This window comes from Streptomyces sp. NPDC058872 (genome assembly GCF_042743065.1).
Classification (GTDB): Bacteria; Actinomycetota; Actinomycetes; order Streptomycetales; family Streptomycetaceae; genus Streptomyces.
In genome coordinates this window covers 76,198-93,508 of record NZ_JBHYMK010000012.1, presented here as the reverse complement: position 1 = coordinate 93,508, position 17,311 = coordinate 76,198, and the positions used below count along the sequence as shown (strand labels likewise).

The 17,311-nt window shown below is 73.2% G+C and carries 16 protein-coding genes and 1 pseudogene; 8 read left to right on the top strand and 9 right to left on the bottom strand.

What is annotated here, in order from left to right; genetic code table 11:
• Positions 1-333: 333 nt before the first annotated feature.
• Positions 334-825, top strand: coding sequence for an SsgA family sporulation/cell division regulator (locus tag ACFW22_RS10260; RefSeq protein ID WP_386401275.1), 492 nt, complete (start codon positions 334-336; stop codon positions 823-825).
• A gap of 22 nt (positions 826-847) precedes the next feature.
• Here ACFW22_RS10260 and ACFW22_RS10255 read toward each other — a convergent pair whose 3' ends face one another.
• Positions 848-2,254, bottom strand: a complete 1,407-nt coding sequence (locus ACFW22_RS10255) for an FAD-binding oxidoreductase (protein WP_386401273.1) — start codon at positions 2,252-2,254, stop codon at positions 848-850.
• 98 nt (positions 2,255-2,352) lie between these two features.
• Here ACFW22_RS10255 and ACFW22_RS10250 point away from each other — a divergent pair, with 98 nt between their 5' ends.
• Complete coding sequence (locus ACFW22_RS10250) at positions 2,353-3,801, top strand: hypothetical protein (protein ID WP_386401271.1); 1,449 nt, start codon at positions 2,353-2,355, stop codon at positions 3,799-3,801.
• A gap of 211 nt (positions 3,802-4,012) precedes the next feature.
• Here ACFW22_RS10250 and hppD read toward each other — a convergent pair whose 3' ends face one another.
• Entirely contained in the window at positions 4,013-5,152 is a 1,140-nt protein-coding gene (gene hppD, locus ACFW22_RS10245) for a 4-hydroxyphenylpyruvate dioxygenase (protein WP_386401391.1), read from the bottom strand.
• Between the two features lie 136 nt (positions 5,153-5,288).
• Here hppD and ACFW22_RS10240 point away from each other — a divergent pair, with 136 nt between their 5' ends.
• From ACFW22_RS10240 to ACFW22_RS10225, 4 genes are all read left to right on the top strand, one after another.
• A complete protein-coding gene (locus ACFW22_RS10240; RefSeq protein ID WP_386401269.1) occupies positions 5,289-5,756 on the top strand; it encodes an Lrp/AsnC family transcriptional regulator in 468 nt (155 codons plus the stop codon).
• Between the two features lie 80 nt (positions 5,757-5,836).
• Positions 5,837-6,472, top strand: a complete 636-nt coding sequence (locus ACFW22_RS10235) for an ArsR/SmtB family transcription factor (RefSeq protein ID WP_386401267.1) — start codon at positions 5,837-5,839, stop codon at positions 6,470-6,472.
• 220 nt (positions 6,473-6,692) lie between these two features.
• On the top strand, positions 6,693-6,887 hold the full coding sequence (locus ACFW22_RS10230; protein ID WP_386401265.1) for a hypothetical protein: 195 nt from the start codon (positions 6,693-6,695) through the stop codon (positions 6,885-6,887).
• The gene (locus ACFW22_RS10225; protein ID WP_386401263.1) at positions 6,884-8,233 is read left to right on the top strand and encodes an MFS transporter; all 1,350 of its coding nucleotides are present in this window, start codon (positions 6,884-6,886) and stop codon (positions 8,231-8,233) included. The genes ACFW22_RS10230 and ACFW22_RS10225 overlap by 4 nt, the downstream gene beginning before the upstream one ends.
• Here ACFW22_RS10225 and ACFW22_RS10220 read toward each other — a convergent pair.
• Positions 8,166-8,960 carry a S16 family serine protease gene (locus ACFW22_RS10220; RefSeq protein WP_386401260.1) on the bottom strand — a complete coding sequence of 265 codons (795 nt, stop codon included), beginning with the start codon at positions 8,958-8,960 and terminating at the stop codon, positions 8,166-8,168. The genes ACFW22_RS10225 and ACFW22_RS10220 overlap by 68 nt on opposite strands.
• A 135-nt stretch (positions 8,961-9,095) precedes the next feature.
• Positions 9,096-10,229, bottom strand: coding sequence for an acetylhydrolase (locus tag ACFW22_RS10215; RefSeq protein WP_386401258.1), 1,134 nt, complete (start codon positions 10,227-10,229; stop codon positions 9,096-9,098).
• 77 nt (positions 10,230-10,306) lie between these two features.
• On the opposite strand from ACFW22_RS10215, the gene ACFW22_RS10210 reads away from it, so the two are divergent.
• The gene (locus ACFW22_RS10210) at positions 10,307-11,293 is read left to right on the top strand and encodes an ArsR/SmtB family transcription factor (RefSeq protein ID WP_386401256.1); all 987 of its coding nucleotides are present in this window, start codon (positions 10,307-10,309) and stop codon (positions 11,291-11,293) included.
• Positions 11,294-11,413: 120 nt separating this feature from the next.
• Here ACFW22_RS10210 and ACFW22_RS10205 read toward each other — a convergent pair whose 3' ends face one another.
• From ACFW22_RS10205 to ACFW22_RS10185, 5 genes are all read right to left on the bottom strand, one after another.
• The gene (locus tag ACFW22_RS10205; protein ID WP_041129456.1) at positions 11,414-12,055 is read right to left on the bottom strand and encodes an IclR family transcriptional regulator; all 642 of its coding nucleotides are present in this window, start codon (positions 12,053-12,055) and stop codon (positions 11,414-11,416) included.
• A gap of 410 nt (positions 12,056-12,465) precedes the next feature.
• Complete coding sequence (locus ACFW22_RS10200) at positions 12,466-14,262, bottom strand: DEAD/DEAH box helicase (protein WP_386401389.1); 1,797 nt, start codon at positions 14,260-14,262, stop codon at positions 12,466-12,468.
• A gap of 101 nt (positions 14,263-14,363) precedes the next feature.
• Positions 14,364-14,798 (bottom strand): type II toxin-antitoxin system death-on-curing family toxin, encoded by a 435-nt coding sequence (locus ACFW22_RS10195; protein WP_386401254.1) that lies wholly within the window; start codon positions 14,796-14,798, stop codon positions 14,364-14,366.
• Entirely contained in the window at positions 14,795-14,995 is a 201-nt protein-coding gene (locus tag ACFW22_RS10190) for a CopG family transcriptional regulator (protein WP_386401252.1), read from the bottom strand. The genes ACFW22_RS10195 and ACFW22_RS10190 overlap by 4 nt, the downstream gene beginning before the upstream one ends.
• 43 nt (positions 14,996-15,038) lie before the next feature.
• Positions 15,039-16,532: an MFS transporter gene (locus tag ACFW22_RS10185; protein WP_386401250.1), complete on the bottom strand. Its 1,494-nt coding sequence runs from the start codon at positions 16,530-16,532 to the stop codon at positions 15,039-15,041.
• 145 nt (positions 16,533-16,677) lie between these two features.
• Here ACFW22_RS10185 and ACFW22_RS10180 point away from each other — a divergent pair.
• A pseudogene (locus ACFW22_RS10180) lies at positions 16,678-16,910 on the top strand (serine/threonine protein kinase); the annotation flags it as partial.
• Between the last annotated feature and the right edge of the window lie 401 nt (positions 16,911-17,311).

The following is a 17,311-nucleotide window of genomic DNA, read 5'->3' as shown; positions in this document are numbered from 1 at the left end:
CCCCGACTCCGTTCAGTCACAACGCCTTTGATCCGCACGGCAGCGCGCCGGGCGTGCCGCACCCAAGGAGGACAGTAACGAAGAACGTCCCCGGGGGGAGAAGGAGCCCGCGAGAAAGCCCGCCTTCGGGGGGACACGTAACGGAATTGGTCACTCCCAGTGATGTTCGGGCCGATGCATCCCTCGGAGTGGGCCGCTCGGAACACCTCCCCGGGACGGGTCGGGAAAAAACTTCCCGAAAAAACTTCCCGAAGTCGCGTAATGAACCGCGTCCACCCCGCTCTCTCCGGGTGAAGGCCCGCCCGGGGCCCGCCCGCGAGAAGGAGCAGGACCATGCAGAACACCGACAACCCCGCCGTCGAGCGCGAGCTGGAACTGAAGCTGGTGCTCTCGCCCGAGCGCTCCGTCCCCGTGCCCGCCCGGCTCGCCTACCGCACCGACGACCCGTACGCCGTCCACATCACCTTCCACATCGGCACGGACCACCCGGTCAACTGGACCTTCGCGCGCGAACTGCTCGTCGAAGGCGTCTTCCGGGCCTGCGGCCACGGGGACGTCCGCATCTGGCCGACGAAGGTCGACGGCCGCGGCGTCATCCTGATGGCGCTCTCCTCCCCCGACGGCGACGCACTGCTCGAAGCCCCGTCCGCGCAGGTGTCCGCCTGGCTGGAGCGGACCCTGCGCGCGGTCCCGCCGGGCACCGAGGCCGAGCGCCTCGGGCTCGACGACGGGCTCGCCGAGCTCCTGGCGACCACGACGGTCGCCGACGAGCTCTGGCTGCGCGACCCGTGGCCGTCGGACGAGTCCCAGGACGGCGAGCTGTGAGCTGCCGCCCCCGTCCGTGGACTCAGAAGAGCTTTCCGGGGTTCAGGAGCCCCAGCGGGTCGAAGACGTCCTTGATCCCGCGCTGCAGCTCCAGGCCGACCGGCCCCAGCTCCCGCGCCAGCCACTCCTTCTTGAGGACGCCCACGCCGTGCTCACCGGTGATCGTGCCGCCCAGGGCGAGCCCGAGCGCCATGATCTCGTCGAAGGACTCCCGGGCCCTGCGCGACTCGTCCTCGTCGGCCGGGTCGAAGCAGACCACGGGATGGGTGTTGCCGTCCCCGGCGTGGGCGCAGACGCCGATGGTCAGGCGGTACTTCTCCGCGATCGCCGCCGTGCCGTCGAGCATCTCGGCGAGCCGCGTCCGCGGCACGCAGACGTCGTCGATCATCGTCGCGGGCTTGATCGTCTCCAGGGCGGTGAGCGACGTCCGGCGTGCCTGGAGCAGGAGTTCGGATTCGGCGGCGTCGGCGGCCGGCACGACCTCGGTGGCTCCCGCGGCCCGGCACAGCTCTCCGACGGCGGCCAGATCGACGCCCGGGTCCGGGGTGTCGAAGGCGCACAGGAGCAGTGCCTCGGTGGTGGTGGGCAGTCCCATGCGGGTCAGTTCATTGACCGCGCGAATGGTGGTCCGGTCCATGAGTTCCAGCAGCGAAGGGGTGTGCCCCCGCTCCATGATCGCGCAGACGGCCGCACAGGCGGACGCCGTGGAGGGGAACTCGGCGGCGAGCACGAGCTGCGCCGGCGGCCGTGGCTTGAGCGCCAGGACCGCTCCGACGACGATGCCGAGGCTGCCCTCCGAGCCGACGAAGAGCCGGGTGAGGTCATAGCCGGCGACGCCCTTGGCGGTGCGCCGGCCGGTCCGCAGGAGCCTGCCGTCGGCGAGGACGACGTCGAGTCCGAGGACGTACTCGGCGGTGACCCCGTACTTCACGCAGCAGAGGCCGCCGGAGGCGGTGCCGATGTTCCCGCCGATGGTGCACGTCTCCCAACTGGACGGGTCCGGCGGGTAGTACAGACCGTGCTCCGCGACGGCCCGGGACAGCACGGCGTTGACGACGCCCGGTTCGACGACGGCGATCCGGTCGACCGGATCGACCTCCAGGATGCGGTCCATCTTCACCAGGGAGAGCACGATGCAGCCGTCCGAGGCGTTGGCGCCGCCGGACAGGCCCGTGCGGGCGCCCTGCGGGACGACGGGGACGCGCAGTTCGGTCGCGGTGCGCATGACGTGCTGCACCTGCTCGACCGTGCGCGGGAGCACGACGACCGCGGGGGTTCCGGCCGCGCAGAAGCTCGCCATGTCCCGTGCGTAGGAGGTCGTCACGTCGGGGTCGGTGAGCAGTGCCTCGGCGGGGAGCCCGGCCAGCAGTGCGGTGTGGAGTCGCGTCGGGAGATCGGTGCGGGGATCGTCCTTCTGAAGATCGTCCATGTCTCCAGCGTGGCACCCGGGGCCATCGGTGTGAACCCGCCGGAGGGACCGCTTCGTGCGCTCTCCTCACGACCGGCCGCGGGAGCACAGTAAGCGCCATGAAGCCCCAGAACGTGTCGAGGACGGTCCTGGCCGCCGGCGTGGGCGCGGTGCTCGCGGCGACGGCGCTGTTGTACGTCCCGGAGTTCGTCGACCAGGGTCCGCCGTCCCCGCCCGGTCCGGCGGAGCGGGCGACGGTCGCGGCCCGGGCGGGCGCTCCGGCCGCGCTCCCGGACCTGACCGCGCTGATCTCCGACCGGGAGCAGTGGGTGCGGGCCCATCCGGAGGACGGGGCGTCCTGGGCGGAGTTGGGCGCGGCCTACACGGAGCGCGGCACCCGTCTCGGAGACGCCCGGGAGTACCCGAAGGCCGAACGGGCCCTGCAGCGCTCGCTCGCCGAACGGCCCGCCGCCCGCGGCAACCTGGACGCCCCGCTGGGCCTCGCCGCGCTCGCCGTGGCCCGGGGGGACTGGCGCACCGCGCGGAAGTGGGGCGAACAGGTGCGGAAGGCCGCCCCGAAGCGGTGGCCGGTGTATCCGGTGCTGATCGACGCCTACAACGGCCTCGGCGCGTACGCGGCGGCCCGGAAGGCCATGGAGGACCTGGAGGAGCTGCACGCGGGCGCGGTGGTGCGGGCCAGGGCCTCGCAGACCTACCGCGACCGCGGCTGGCGCGAGGACGCCGACGCGGCGGCCCTGGACGCGGTGGCGCTGGCGGACTCGGACGCCGAGAGGGCCGCGGCGCTGGGGCGGCTCGGGGACCTGGCGTGGGAGCGGGGCGAGCCGGAGGAGGCACGCGCGCGGTACGGGGCGGCCCTGCGGCTGGTACGGGACCACGGGCCCTCGCTCGCGGGCCGGGCACGGGCCCTGGCGGCCCTCGGCCGCCCGGACGAGGCGCTGCGCGACTGGCGGGCGGCGCTGGTCCGGCTGCCGCTGCCGGAGTACCTGTTGGAGGCGGGCGAGCTGTACGAGTCGCTGGGGCGGGACGGGGAGGCACGGGCCCTGTACGAGCGGCTGCGGAAGGGCACCTGGACGGGGGCCGAAGTGCCGCTGGGGCTCCTCGATGCGGATCACGGCGACCCGGCGGACGCAGCGGTCCGGATGCGCGCGGAGTGGGCGCGGGGCCACCGCTCGGTGGGGACGGCGGACGCGCTGGGATGGGCGCTGCACCGGTCGGGCGCGTCGAAGGAGGCGCTGGGCTACGCGAAGCTGGCCACCGAAGAGGGCCGGCGGAGCGCGCTCTTCACGTACCACCGCGGCGCGATCGAGCGCGCCCTGGACCGGCCGGGTCCGGCCCGCCGGCACCTGGAGGAGGCGCTGCGGATCAACCCGGACTTCTCCCCGCTGCACGCGCGCACGGCCGAGGAGGCCCTGGCCGCCCTGGGCGAGCCCTCGGTCGAACTCCCCCCGGAGCTGGGCTCCCCGGCGTCCGCGGCACGATCGGGCCCGACGGCCGCGCCCCCGACGCGGGCGAAGGGCGGGGACGCACCGGAGGCGGCGCGCGACTGACGCCGCGGCGGAGCGCCCGGGAGCCCGGGGCTCGGTCCGGGGCTCGGTCCCCGGCCGGTGGCGGGGCCGGGGAGGGGAAGGCGTCCCGGGCAGGCCCCGTGTCCCGCCGGGACGCCGTCGGGCCGGTCCGGGCCCGGTGGAACGGGCGCCCGGGCCGACCCGGTCTGTGGTGCACGTCTGGGTGCGGGGCCCGGAACGCGGGCCCCGTCGCCTACAGGTTGCCGCGCTTCTCCTGCTCGCGCTCGATCGCCTCGAACAGGGCCTTGAAGTTGCCCTTGCCGAAGCCCATGGAACCGTGGCGCTCGATCATCTCGAAGAAGACGGTCGGGCGGTCCTGGACCGGCTTGGTGAAGATCTGCAGCAGGTAGCCGTCCTCGTCGCGGTCGACGAGGATCTTCAGCTCGCGCAGGATCTCGATGGGCACGCGGGTCTCGCCCGCCCACTCGCCGAGCGTGTCGTAGTACGAGTCGGGGGTGTCGAGGAACTGCACGCCCGCCGCCCGCATCGCGCGCACGCTCGCGACGATGTCGTTGGTGGCGAGGGCGATGTGCTGGACGCCCGCCCCGCCGTAGAACTCCAGGTACTCGTCGATCTGCGACTTCTTCTTCGCGATCGCCGGCTCGTTGATCGGGAACTTCACCTTGAGGGTGCCGTCCGCGACGACCTTGGACATCAGCGCCGAGTACTCGGTCGCGATGTCGTCGCCCACGAACTCCTTCATGTTCGTGAAGCCCATGACCTTGTTGTAGAAGCCGACCCAGTCGTTCATCTTGCCGAGCTCGACGTTGCCGACGCAGTGGTCGATGGCCTGGAAGGTGCGCTTGGCCGGCGGCTCGACGATCGGGTTCGCGGAGACGAAGCCGGGCAGGTAGGGGCCGTCGTAGCCGGAGCGCTCGACGAGGGTGTGGCGGGTCTTGCCGTAGGTGGCGATGGCCGCCAGGACGACGGTGCCGTGCTCGTCCTTCAGCTCGTACGGCTCGGTGACGCCGGTGGCGCCGTGCTCGACGGCATAGGCGTACGCGGCACGCGCGTCCGGCACCTCGATCGCCAGGTCGACGACGCCGTCACCGTGCTCGGCGACGTGCTCGGCGAGGAAGCGGCCCCAGTCGGTCGAGGCCTTGATGACGGAGGTGAAGACGAAGCGGGCGGCGCCGTTGGTGAGGACGTAGCTGGCGGTCTCCCGGCTGCCGTTCTCCGGTCCGGAGTAGGCGACCAGCTTCATGCCGAAGGCCGTGGAGTAGTAGTGCGCGGCCTGCTTGGCGTTGCCGACGGCGAAGACGACCGCGTCCATTCCCTTGACCGGGAAGGGATCGGCCTCGCGCGCGGCGGAAGGGGTGGGGTCGATGGTCATCGAGGTATCTGCCATGGCAGCAATGTCCCGCCGTTCGGCAAGGTGCGCAAGAGTTTGCTGATCTACTGGTCAATCTGCATAGCGATCGACGAACATGACCGTGCGACTTGTACATCCTGACCATGAGGAGGTCGCCATGGCGATCGATCATTTGGACGGCCGACTGATCGCGCTCCTCGCCCGGGAGCCGCGGATCGGGGTCCTGGAGGCCTCCCGCCGCCTGGGGGTGGCGCGCGGCACGGTGCAGGCGCGGCTCGACCGGCTCCAGGCGAGCGGGGTGATCCGCGGCTTCGGCCCCCAGGTGGACCCCGCGGCGCTCGGCTACCCGGTGACCGCCTTCGCGACCCTGGAGATCAAGCAGGGGCAGGGCGCGGACGTGCGGGGGCACCTGGCGACGGTGCCGGAGGTCCTGGAGCTGCACACGACGACGGGACACGGAGACATGCTGTGCCGGCTCGTCGCCCGCTCCAACGCGGACCTCCAGCGGGTGATCGACAAGGTGGTGGGCTTCGAGGGGATCGTCCGGGCCTCCACCGCGATCGTGATGGAGAACCCCGTACCGCTGCGGATCATCCCGTTGGTGGAGCAGGCCGCACAGGACTAGCGCGCCCGCCGGGGAGCATGCAAAGAAGTAGTTGCAAAGAAACCCTTGCAACCATTTCTTTGCACGCCTACGGTGAGCTCATGCCCGAGTCCGAAGAGCGCTTCCCCGAGCGGCAGGACCCGCCGCCCGAGCAGTACCCGAACCGCATGCTCGACCCCCGGTCCCTGCGCGCCATCGCCCACCCCCTGCGCATCCAGCTGCTCCGCGCCCTGCGCCGGCACGGGCCCGCCACCGCCTCCCAACTGGCCGAACGGCTCGGCGAGTCCAGCGGCGCCACCAGCTACCACCTGCGCCAACTCGCCGCCCACGACTTCATCACGGACGACCCGACGCTCGGCAAGGGACGGGAGCGGTGGTGGAGGGCGGCCCATCACGGGACCCTCTTCGACGAGACCCTCCACGGAAACCCGGACCCCGAGGTCCAGGGTGCGCTCGACCTCGTCATGCACGAGGTCGCGACCATCCACACCCAGGAGATGTCCACCTGGGTCGCCACCCGGCACACCTGGGACGAGTCCTGGCACGGCGCCTGGGACTTCAGCGACTTCAGGCTGACCCTGCCGCCCGAGCGGCTGCGCGAGCTCAACGGGAAGATCCACGCGCTGATCGACGAGTACCGCGACAGCGCCGACCCGGAGGCGCCGGGCGCCGCGCCCGTCCGGATGCACCTGCACGCGTTCCCGCAGCACGGGGACGAACCGCAGCAACGGGACTGAGCCGGCAGCGGGCCGGGACGGGGGACGCGGACGCCGGCCCCCGTCCACACGGCACCGTGCTGCGGACCCGCTCCGCACGGCACCGCACCCCGGGGCCCGTCCGCACGGCACCGCATCAGGGCCCGATCAGCACGGCACCGCATCAGGGCCCGATCAGCACGGCACGACACCACACGGCACCGCACGCACGCACGCACCCACGGAAGGACTTCCGCATCCCATGCATGCCGACATCCACCTCCAGTTGCACGCGCTGGCCGCCGCGGAGCTGCGGCTCAAGGCCGGCGCGCCCCGACCGCAATCCCCCTCCCCCTCCCTCACCTCCGCCCTCCGCGCCCGGTTGGGTTGGGGCCTCGTCGAGCTGGGCCTGCGCATGGCCGTGCCGGCGGGTCGTGACGTCAGCCTGGCCGCATGACCGCCGCGGGGGGAGAACAGCGGGCGGAAAGGGCCCGCGACCGCATTCCGCTGGCCACCGTCCTGGCGGCCAACGCCGTGTCCATCAGCGGCAATTCACTCACGCTCATCGGCGTCCCGTGGTTCGCCCTGGAGACCACGGGAAGCCCCGGCAAGGCCGGGCTCGTCGCCTTCTGCGCGGCCTTCCCGGTGCTCGTCTCGGCGATCGCCGGCGGCCCGGTCATCGACCGCCTCGGGCGCCGGCGGATCAGCATCGTCTCCGACCTGGTCTGCGGGCTCGCGCTCGCCTCGATCCCGCTCCTGCACCAGGTCGGAGTCCTCCACTTCTGGCTGTTGTGCGCGCTGATGGCGGTCACCGGGCTCTTCCACGCACCGGGCGAAATGGCCCGGCACGTGCTCGTGCCCGACCTCGCCGGACGCGCCGGGACCTCGCTCACCCGGGCGGCCAGCCTGTACGACGCGGTGGCGCGCGGCGCCCGGATGACGGGCGCCGCGATCGCCGGACTGCTCGTGGCGTTCCTGGGCCCCGGCACGGTCCTGCTCCTCGACGCGGCCACCTTCGCCGTCTCCGCGCTGCTCGTCGTGGCGGGACTGCGCGGGGTGCCGTCGGCCGAGCCCCTGCGCGACGGCCCCCGCCTCTCCCCCGCCCGCTACCGCGCCGACCTGCGCGAGGGGTACGCCTTCCTGTTCCGCACCCGACTGCTGCTGGGCATCACCGTCATGGTGATGGTCACCAACGGCCTCAACCAGAGCTGGACCTCGGTCCTGCTCCCGGTGCACGCCCGGGAGGTCCTCGGCGGCCCGGGCACGCAGGGCCTCATCGTCTCGGTCTTCGCCGGCTGCGCCCTGGCCGGTGCGCTGCTCTACGGGGCGGTCGGGGAACGCTTCCCGCGCCGGGCGGTGTTCACGGCGGGCTTCCTGATCTGCGGCGCCCCGCCCTATCTGGTGGCCGCCCTCACCGACACCACCGCGCCCCTGCTCCTGACGGCGGCGGCGGCCGGCCTCGGCGCCGGGGTCCTCAACCCGATCCTGACCACGGTCATGTACGAGCAGGTGCCGGACGCCCTGCGGAGCCGGGTGATGGGCGCCAGCACGGCGGGGGTCCTGCTCACCACCCCCTTGGGCGGCCTGGCGGCGGGGCTCCTGGTCGAGCGGTTCGGCCTGGCGACGACGCTGCTGGGGATCGGGACGGCCTACTTCCTGGCGACGCTCTCGCCGATGGTCTTCCCGGCCTGGCGCGGCATGGACCGTACCCCCGCCGGCCGCCCCGGCGAGGACCTCAGCAGGACGGAACCTTCGCCCCCTGCCCCCGTTCCAGGGCCCGCAGGGAGTCCACCGCGTCGCTGAGCGTGGTGACGGGCACGAGCCGCAGGCCCTTGGGCTGCTCGGCCCGCGCGTCCGCACACTCGTCCTTCGGGACGAGGAAGACGGTGGCCCCGTCCCGGGCGGCGGCCTGCGTCTTCAGGGAGACCCCGCCGACCGCCCCGACCGTGCCGTCCGGGTCGATCGTGCCCGTACCGGCGACGGTCCGGCCGCCGGTGAGGTCACCGCCGTCCCCGTCGCCGTCGAGCTTGTCCACGATCCCGAGGGCGAAGAGGAGACCGGCGCTGGGCCCGCCGACGTCCGCGAGGTGCAGGCTCACCTGCACCTCCTTCGGGTCCTTCTCCAGGTATCCGAGCGCGGCGAGGGCGGCGGCGTCCTGCGACTCCTTCATCTGCCCGAGGTTGCGCTCCTCGATCTCTGCGTCCGACTTCCCCGAGGGGTAGACCGCGTCGTGCGGGAGGACGGCCCGGTCGGTGCGGAACCAGGCGTCGGCCACGTCCGCGAGGTCGACCTCCGTGGACGGCCCGGTCGCGAGGATGGTCGTCATCAGCAGCTGGCCCTCGGTGGCCCGGACCGGGGCGCCCGTGATGGTGATGACCTCACGCCCCTTGTCCGTACCGAGCACGTTGGCCGTCGTACCGGGCTGGGCGATCGCGTACGGCAGCGGGGCCAGCCCGGCGACGGCGAAGAGCGCGGCGACGGGCAGGGCGCAGAGCGCGAGGACGCGGGGACGGGAGAGGCTGGAGAGCACGCCCCCAATCTACTGGGACGCGCACCGGGGCACGGTGGCGGGCGCGGGAGGGGGCCCGGCGGCCCCCGCACCGGCGGCCCGACGACGGGGCGCGCCCCGGTCCGGCGGGGCACCGCGGGGGCCCGGTTCGAGGGGCTAGGCCCGACGCGCCCGTGCGGGAAGTCGACGGGCGAAGAAGGAACGCAGACCGTGCCGCACGACGGCCGTCGCCGCCGCCGGATCGGCCGGCCCGATGAGCGCGGCCCTGGTGTCGGCGGTGACGAGCCCGGCGGCCTGGAGCTGCGGGACGAGGTGGGCGTAGTCGGTGAAGACCCCGTGGTCGCTGCCGGCCGGCAGGAGGCACCGGCGGGCGGGGACGCCCGCCCAGGAACGCGTCAGGCGTGCGGCCTCCCGAAAGCCGTCGGTGCGGAACATCAGGAGGGGTTTGTCGAGGCCCGCCATGAGCTCCGGGTCCAGGTCGAGGTGGCCCTCCAGGTTGACGCCGGCGCCGATCCGGTCGTCGGTGGCCAGTGCGTGGACGGCGGCGGTGCCCCCCGCCGAGTGCCCGTACACGCCGATCCGGCGCGGGTCCATGGCGGAGGCCAGGGGCAGGTCGCCGAGCCGGTCGAGGAGGAGGCGGAGGTCGGCGACCCGGGTGGAGACCATGGCGCGGAAGGTCTCCGGGCCCGGCGGCCCGGTGAGGACGGTCAGGCGCACGCCCCCGGGCAGCTCCACCTGGCTGGCGTCACCGGGATGGTCGACGAGGACCACGATCCGTCCGTGGCTGGCGAGCTCTTCGGCGAGAACCGTGCCGAGGGTGCGGGAATCGCCGCCCCCGGGCCCGTAGAAGAGCACCGGTCGGCGGCCCGGGAGCGGAGGGGCGTCCAGGTGCCCGTGAGTGAGGACCGCGCCCCAGTCGACGCCCCCGGCCGGAAGGCCGGGGTGCACCCGGGGTGCGAGCTCGGCGAAGGCCTCGGCCTCGGCGGGGGTGAGTTGCGGGGCGCGCGGGCAGCCGCGGACGGTGCGGGCCGGATAGAGGACGCTGACCTTGACCCGGCGGGCGCCGGGCTCCCAGGGGTCCTGTCGGGAGCGGTCGGTCAGGACGCGGGTGCGCAGGCCGACGGGGTGGGGGCCGGTCGGCGCGGGCAGCCGGAGCGCGGTCGGCCCCTCCTGCGCCCGGGCGGGAGCGACGGCGGCCGCGGGGGCGACGGCGGGGCCGAGGAGGGCGGCGGCGCCCAGGAGGGCGGCCTTGGCGACGGTACGGCGGCTGGGCGCGGGAAGCTGTGTCATGTGCGGCATCCTGGGGCGGAGGGGAGCGGGGCGCGAAGGTTCAGGCCCGGCCCGAAAGGCTTGCCACAGGGGGAGCATTGCTGCGCGTCCACTTCACGTCCGGGGACTTCGCCCGGGTGCGGTTCGCACCCCGGCCGTCTCCCGTGGCCGAGCTGCACGCGGCCCTGATGATGATGGGCGCCCCGCACGAGGAGCTGCTCTTCGGACGCTGGCGGGGCCGGCTGCTGCGTGCCCTGCCGCGCACGGCGGAACCGCTCGCGGACCTGGTGCCGGGCGGGACGGCCCCGCGCTTCCTCGACGTCCTCGGAGAGACCCGGGAGGAGGGCCTCGCACGGGTGCGGGCGGCCCGGCCGGAGTGCGTGCGGTCCGAACTGGAGCGGGTGTACGGGGCGGGGCGACGGCCCGTACCGCCGTGGATCAGGGCCCTGCACGCCGGGAGCCCGGACGCGTGGCGGGTGTGGGAGCGGGCGCAGCGGGCCGCGTACGAGACGGTGCTGGCGCCGGTCTGGTCCCGGGTGCAGGACCTGCACCGGGCGGAGTTCGCCCGGCACGCGCTGGTCGTCGCCGAGCAGGGGTTGGGCGCGGCACTCGCGGCCTTGGCGCCGGGGTTTCGGGAGGGGGTCTGGGAGTGGCCGGGCACCGCCCTTCGCGAGGTGCACCTCGCCGGTCGCGGCCTCGTGCTGCTGCCGACCTTCCACTGGCGGGGCGGGCCGCTCCTCCAGGACCTGCCGGACCGCCCGGTGGTCCTCGCGTACCCGGCGGGCGGGGCACTGCCGCTCACCGGGGCCGGCGGGGCCGTCGGGGACGCCGGAGCCGTCGGGGACGGCCACGAGGAGGCCCTCGCCGGGGTGCTCGGCCGCACCCGGGCCGCGCTCCTGCGGACCCTGACGGAGCCCCGTACCACCACGGAACTGGCCCGCTGCCTCGGCGTCAGCAACGCAACGGCCTCGGCCCACGCCCAAGCGCTCCGCGCGGCGGGGCTCCTCACGACGACCCGCACGGGCAGATCGGTCCGCCACGCCGTCACGCCGCTGGGCGCGCTCCTGACCTCCTCCGGCAGCTGAGACGGCGCGGCGCGGGCCGGCCCGACGGGGCGGGACCGGTGCGGCGCGGCGAATCGGTGCAGTACGGCGAATCGGTGCGGTGCGGCGGCTGGGTGCGGTGCGAGGACCCGGTGCGCCGGCTCAGCGGAGTGCGTCGGCGACCTCGCGGGCCGCGTCCACCACGCGGGGGCCCACCCGCTCCGGCACGGCGTCCGCGAGCATCACGACGCCGACGCTGCCCTCGACGCCGGTGACGCCGACGAGCGGTGCCGCCGCGCCGCTCGCACCGGCTTCCAGTTCGCCGTGGGTGAGGGTGAAGCCCGGCTCGGTCAGCCCGCCCTGTCGGGCGGCGAGTATCGCCCGTCCGGCAGCTCCCCGGTCGAGCGGATGGCGGAAGCCGGCCCGATAGGCGACGTGGTAGTCGGTCCAGGTCGGTTCGACGACCGCGACGGCGAGCGCCTCCGCACCGTCGACGAGGGTCAGGTGGGCGGTCGCGCCGATGTCCTCGGCGAGCGAACGCAGCGCGGGCAGCGCGGCCTCCCGGACCAGGGGATGGACCTGCCGGCCGAGCCGCAGCACGCCGAGGCCGACGCGGGCCCGACCGCCGAGGTCGCGACGGACCAGGGCGTGCTGCTCCAGCGTGGCGAGCAGGCGGTAGACCACCGTCCGGTTGACGCCGAGTTTGTTGGACAACTCGGTGACGGTCAGGCCGTGGTCGGTATCGGCGAGCAGTTTGAGGACTCTGAGCCCTCTGTCGAGCGTCTGGGAGGTCTCCGCGGTCACGACGCCCTCTCCTTCGGAGTGAGTGGCGGCGGGCTCTCACGGAGTTGCGGCGCCGGTCCCGCGGCGACGCACGTCAGAGGCCGCCGGCGAAGGGGTACACCGGCTGCGCTCCGCGGCGGCGCTGCCACGGGGCGATTGCTTGTGAGCCGGGACAGTAGCGTCGCGCTCCGCTCAGCGGAAGACCTCGTCCAGAATCCGGGCGCCGCTGACCGTATGGAGGCGGTTCGGGACCTTCGTCGCTCGGACGTGCGACTTTGACGGACAAGATCGCCTATGTCAGGCCCGTGGCACGGCACCGGTCGGCGGCCGGCGGCGGGGTCCGCCGTCGGGCCGGTCCCCGTCGTCGCGGGACGGCCGAGGCCCGCGCGCACACCTGCGCACGGGCCTCGCTCGTTTCCGGAGGGACCGGCTCACCGCATGCGGGTGGCCCACTCCTGGACCTTCTTGATCCGCTCCCGGATCTGCCCGGCCGTCGCCTCCGCGCTCGGCGGACCTCCGCACACCCGCCGCAGCTCGGTGTGGATGACGCCGTGCGGCTTGCCGCTCTGGTGGACGTAGGCGCCGACCATCGTGTTGAGCTGCTTGCGCAGTTCGAGGAGTTCCTTGTGGGAAACGACGGGACGCCGCTCCGCCGGAAGCTCCAACAGGTCCGCCTCGCTGTCCGGCCGCTTGCGGCTGTGGGCGATCTGCCGGGCCTGCCGCTTCTGGAGGAGCAGCTGGACCTGGTCGGGTTCGAGGAGGCCGGGAATGCCGAGGTAGTCCTGCTCCTCCTCGCTTCCGGGGTGGGCCTGCATGCCGAACTCGGCACTGTTGTAGAGCACCCGGTCGAAGACGGCGTCCGACTCCAGCGCCTCGAAGGGCAGCATGTCCTGCTCGCCGGTGTCCTCGTCCTGCTGGCGCTCGGCCTCCGCCATCTCCTTCTCGGACTCGGCGTACGGGTCCTCGTCCTCGCCGGCCTTCTTGGGCTTGTCCAGGACGTGGTCCCGCTCGACCTCCATCTCATTGGCGAAACCGAGGAGGCTGGGGATCGTCGGAAGGAACACGGACGCGGTCTCGCCGCGCCTGCGGGAACGCACGAAACGTCCCACGGCCTGCGCAAAGAAGAGCGGAGTGGAGATCGTCGTCGCGTACACGCCGACCGCGAGCCGCGGCACGTCCACGCCCTCGGACACCATCCGGACGGCGACCATCCAACGGTCGGTGTTCTCGCTGAACTCGTCGATGCGGCTCGACGCGCCGGTGTCGTCGGAGAGGACGACGGTGGCCTTGGTGCCGGTGATCTCGCGGATCAGCTTCGCGTAGGAGCGGGCCGAGTCCTGGTCGGAGGCGATGACCAGCCCGCCGGCGTCCGGAATGGACTTCCGGACCTCGGTCAGCCGCTGGTCGGCGGCGCGCAGCACGTTCGGCATCCAGTCGCCGCGCGGGTCGAGCGCGGTGCGCCAGGCCTGCGAGATCGCGTCCTTGGTCATCGGCTCGCCGAGGCGGGCCGCGATCTCGTCGCCGGCCTTGGTCCGCCAGCGCATGTTGCCGCTGTAGGAGAGGAAGATGACCGGACGGACGACGCCGTCGCCCAGGGCGTTCCCGTAGCCGTACGTGTAATCGGCCGAGGACCGCCGGATCCCGTCGTTCCCCTCCTCGTACGTGACGAAGGGGATCGGATTGGTGTCGGAACGGAACGGGGTGCCGGTCAGCGCGAGCCGCCGGGTGGCGGGCTCGAAGGCCTCCAGGCAGGCCTCGCCCCAGGACTTGGAGTCTCCGGCGTGGTGGATCTCGTCGAGGATGACGAGGGTCTTGCGCTGCTCGGAACGGTTGCGGTGGAGCATGGGCCGCACGCCGACACCGGCGTACGTGATCGCGATCCCGTCGTACTCCTTGCTCAGCGGTCCGGCGCTGTAGTCGGGGTCCAGCTTGATCCCTATCCGCGCCGCCGCAGCCGCCCACTGCTTCTTGAGGTGCTCGGTGGGGGCGACGACGGTGACCTGCTGCACGACGTGGTGGTGCAGCAGCCACGAGGCGAGGGTCAGCGCGAAGGTGGTCTTGCCGGCGCCGGGCGTGGCGACCGCGAGGAAGTCACGGGGCTGCTCCTGGATGTACTTCTCCATGGCCCCCTGCTGCCAGGCGCGCAGCTTGTTTGCGGTGCCCCAGGGGGCACGGCCGGGGAAGGCGGGAGAGAGGTGGTGTGAGGAGGTGGCGGTGGTAGTCACGATCTCCGGGTTCGACGCTCGTCCAGATATGACAACCGGGCCACCTTACCGGCGGCCCGGCCGGAACCCCGTACGAATCGGGGTGACGAGCAGACGGGTGCGATTCACCTCACGTCGGGGGCGATTCCCCTCGCCTCGGGGTCGCCTCCCCTCGCCTCGGGGTCGATCAACTCGGTCAACCCCCGCACGATGGCGTCGATCTCCCCGGCCTCGCCGGTCGTCACGGCGATGACCAGCCGTTCCGCCGCGTCGATGTCGGGCCGCAGCCGGATGCCGTTCATCGCGAGGAAGGTGACGCAGGAGAGCCGGGCCGTCCGCTTGTTCCCGTCGACGAAGGGATGGTTGACCGCGAGGGACTGGAACAGGGCGGCGGCCCTGGAGACGGGGTCCGGGTAGGCCTCCTCGCCGAACACGGAGGCCGACGGGCGGTGCGTCGCGGAATCGAGCAGCCCCGCGTCACGGACGACCACCTTCTGGTCGTCGACCGCGTACTCGGCGACGATCAGGGTGTCCTCGGTCGAGAAGTGGGCGCACTTCACTTGAGGCGCTCCAAGAGCTCGTGCCACGTGACGGCCTGCTCCCCCGCCGTCCTGCGCACGACGGCTTCCCGGGCGGTGCGGGCGAGGTACTCGTCGACCGCCCGCAGGACGAGGGCGTGCACGTTGGTGCCCTCCTGCTCGGCGCGCCGTCCGAGGTCCTCGATCTGGTCGTCGCGGAGACGCACGTTCATGGCCATGCCGGAACGGTAGCGCCGCCGCAGCGACCCCGTACCGGAATATTCAGCCGCCGGAGGGCTGCTCCGGCCGGTGCAGCCGTGTCGCCACCCACGCCCCCACCGCCGCCACCCCCGCCATCGGCAGGAAGACGGCGGCGAAGGCGGCCGGGTGGGAGCCCCCCGTCCCGCCGGCGTCCATCGCGTGGCCCACCGCGCCGCCACCGAGCGCCGCGAAGGCCGCACCGCCGGCCGCGAGCAGCAGGACGTTGGAGAGGCCGTCGGAGATCTGGAGGGCCGCCGAATTGGCGCCCACCTCCTCGGGGGCGGAGAGCTTCATCAGGAGCACGCTCGTCGAGGCGATCACGGCGCCCATGCCGAGGCAGCCGAAGGCCCAGGCCACCGCGACCGTCCAGACCGGCACGGAAGCGATCAGCACGCTGGGCGCGGCGGCCACCGAGAGCACCACGAGGACCATGCCGAGGACGACGAGCCGCTCACGGTGCGGTTCCGTCCACGGTCGGGACTGGACCCACGATCCGAGCGCCCAGGTGAGGCCGCCGACCGCCAGCGAGAGACCGGCCAGGGTGGGGCTGAGCCCGCGCTGGGACACCAGCATCAGGGGGACGAAGGACTCGGCGGCGATGAAGGACCCGGCGGCGATGCCGCGCAGCAGGACGACGGAGGGCAGGCCGTGGGCGGCCCGGTAGGTGCCGCGCGGCAGCAACCCGCGCACGGCGGGCACCAGGAGCGCGAACCCCGCGACGGCGGGAAGCAGGGAGAGCAGGCGCAGTTCCTGGCCCGCGTACTGGAGCAGCGCCGCGCCGGCCGAGATGGCGAGGGCCAGCAGCACCCGGCGCCGGTCCCAGGGGGCGACGGCAGCATCGGGGTCGGCGGCGCCGGAGGCCGTCCGGCGTATCGCGGGAAGGGCGAGGGCCAGCGGGAAGACGACGAGGACGGGAATGCCCACGAAGACCCAGCGCCAGCCGAGGTGCTCGGTGACGGTGCCGGAAGCGAGCGGCCCGACGACGGAGGGGACCACCCAGGAGGCGGCGAAGGCCGCCATGATCGCGGGCCTGAGGTGCTCGGAGTAGGCGCGACCGACGACCACGTACAGCGCGACGATGACGAGGCCTCCGCCGAGCCCCTGCACGGCCCGGCCGAGGATGAACTGCCACATCGCCCCGGCGGTCCCGGAGAGCAGCAGCCCTGCGGCGAAGGCGCTGATGCCGCTGGCGAGCGGGGCGAGCGGCCCCCTCCGGTCGGACCACTGGCCGGCCAGGACCATGCCGAAGAGGCTGGTGGTGAAGTACGCGGAGAAGGCGAAGGCGTAGAGGGGGATGCCGTCCAGCTCACGGGCGGCGACGGGCATCGCGGTGCCGACGGCGGTCGCCTCGAAGGCGATGAGCAGGACGACGGAGACGATGCCGATGCTGAGCGCCCGGTGCTCCGGATCGAGGACGGAACCCTTGGGTCCGCCGGGTGCGACCGGGAGTCCGGAAGTGTTGGCGACGGCCGCGTCCGCGTCCGCCGCGGTGTCACTGGGTTCGATTGCGCTCATTCCCCCAGAGTAAGAGGCGAATCGCAGAGTGGCTCCTGTCAGGAGTCCCGATCGACCTCAGCCCTTGGACGTACGACCACGCCGGAACCCAGCAGTCGCACGACGACCGCACGACCGCGGAACCCCCGCCCCGCGGGACCTCCCCGCCCTCGCCCTCGCCCTGCACGACATCCACATGGCGGGACTGGTCCACCACGACCTCAAGCCGCCGAACATCTACTCACCGCGACCGGTCCGCAGATCATCGACTTCGGCATCGCACGCCCCGAACACGGCCTGGCCCTCACCACCACGGGCCAGATCCCGGTCACCCCCGGCAAAGGGATGCCCGAGCAGGTCCTCAGACAGCACGTCGGACCGGCGCCGGACGTCTTCTCGCCGCGGACGACACACCTGTCTGCCTGGCGACGAAGGACAACGAGCTGCACGCCGTCAACGCCTGGCCTCTCGCCACCTGCTGGCCCCTGTCGATGACGTCCCCCGTTCCCTCAGCAGCCCTGCGAGGGCCGCCGTCAGCAGGAAACGGCTGGTGATCCACGGCAGGGACGACCGTGTAGCCACGCTCCGCACCGAGACCGGAGGGACGGACCGGGAGCTCGAAGACCAGGACACCGACGGCCAGACCCCGGACCCTCGGCGGCCCCACCCTAATGGCCCGCCGCCCCGACCTAGGCAACCTCCCGCGGAAGGAAGGGGTCAACGGCAGCATCCCCTGGGGACACCCCCGCGGCCAGCGGCGAAACCATCATCGCGTGCAACGGCTACAACGCACACCGCTA

Excerpts from the sequence above, each read along its gene's own strand:
- hppD (WP_386401391.1), bottom strand. The coding sequence starts at position 5,152 with ATGACCATCGACCCCACCCCTTCCGCCGCGCGCGAGGCCGATCCCTTC.
- ACFW22_RS10260 (WP_386401275.1), top strand. The coding sequence starts at position 334 with ATGCAGAACACCGACAACCCCGCCGTCGAGCGCGAGCTGGAACTGAAG.
- ACFW22_RS10230 (WP_386401265.1), top strand. The coding sequence starts at position 6,693 with ATGCATGCCGACATCCACCTCCAGTTGCACGCGCTGGCCGCCGCGGAG.
- ACFW22_RS10215 (WP_386401258.1), bottom strand. The coding sequence starts at position 10,229 with ATGACACAGCTTCCCGCGCCCAGCCGCCGTACCGTCGCCAAGGCCGCC.
- ACFW22_RS10240 (WP_386401269.1), top strand. The coding sequence starts at position 5,289 with ATGGCGATCGATCATTTGGACGGCCGACTGATCGCGCTCCTCGCCCGG.
- ACFW22_RS10185 (WP_386401250.1), bottom strand. The coding sequence starts at position 16,532 with ATGAGCGCAATCGAACCCAGTGACACCGCGGCGGACGCGGACGCGGCC.
- ACFW22_RS10235 (WP_386401267.1), top strand. The coding sequence starts at position 5,837 with ATGCCCGAGTCCGAAGAGCGCTTCCCCGAGCGGCAGGACCCGCCGCCC.
- ACFW22_RS10255 (WP_386401273.1), bottom strand. The coding sequence starts at position 2,254 with ATGGACGATCTTCAGAAGGACGATCCCCGCACCGATCTCCCGACGCGA.
- ACFW22_RS10190 (WP_386401252.1), bottom strand. The coding sequence starts at position 14,995 with ATGGCCATGAACGTGCGTCTCCGCGACGACCAGATCGAGGACCTCGGA.
- ACFW22_RS10250 (WP_386401271.1), top strand. The coding sequence starts at position 2,353 with ATGAAGCCCCAGAACGTGTCGAGGACGGTCCTGGCCGCCGGCGTGGGC.
- ACFW22_RS10225 (WP_386401263.1), top strand. The coding sequence starts at position 6,884 with ATGACCGCCGCGGGGGGAGAACAGCGGGCGGAAAGGGCCCGCGACCGC.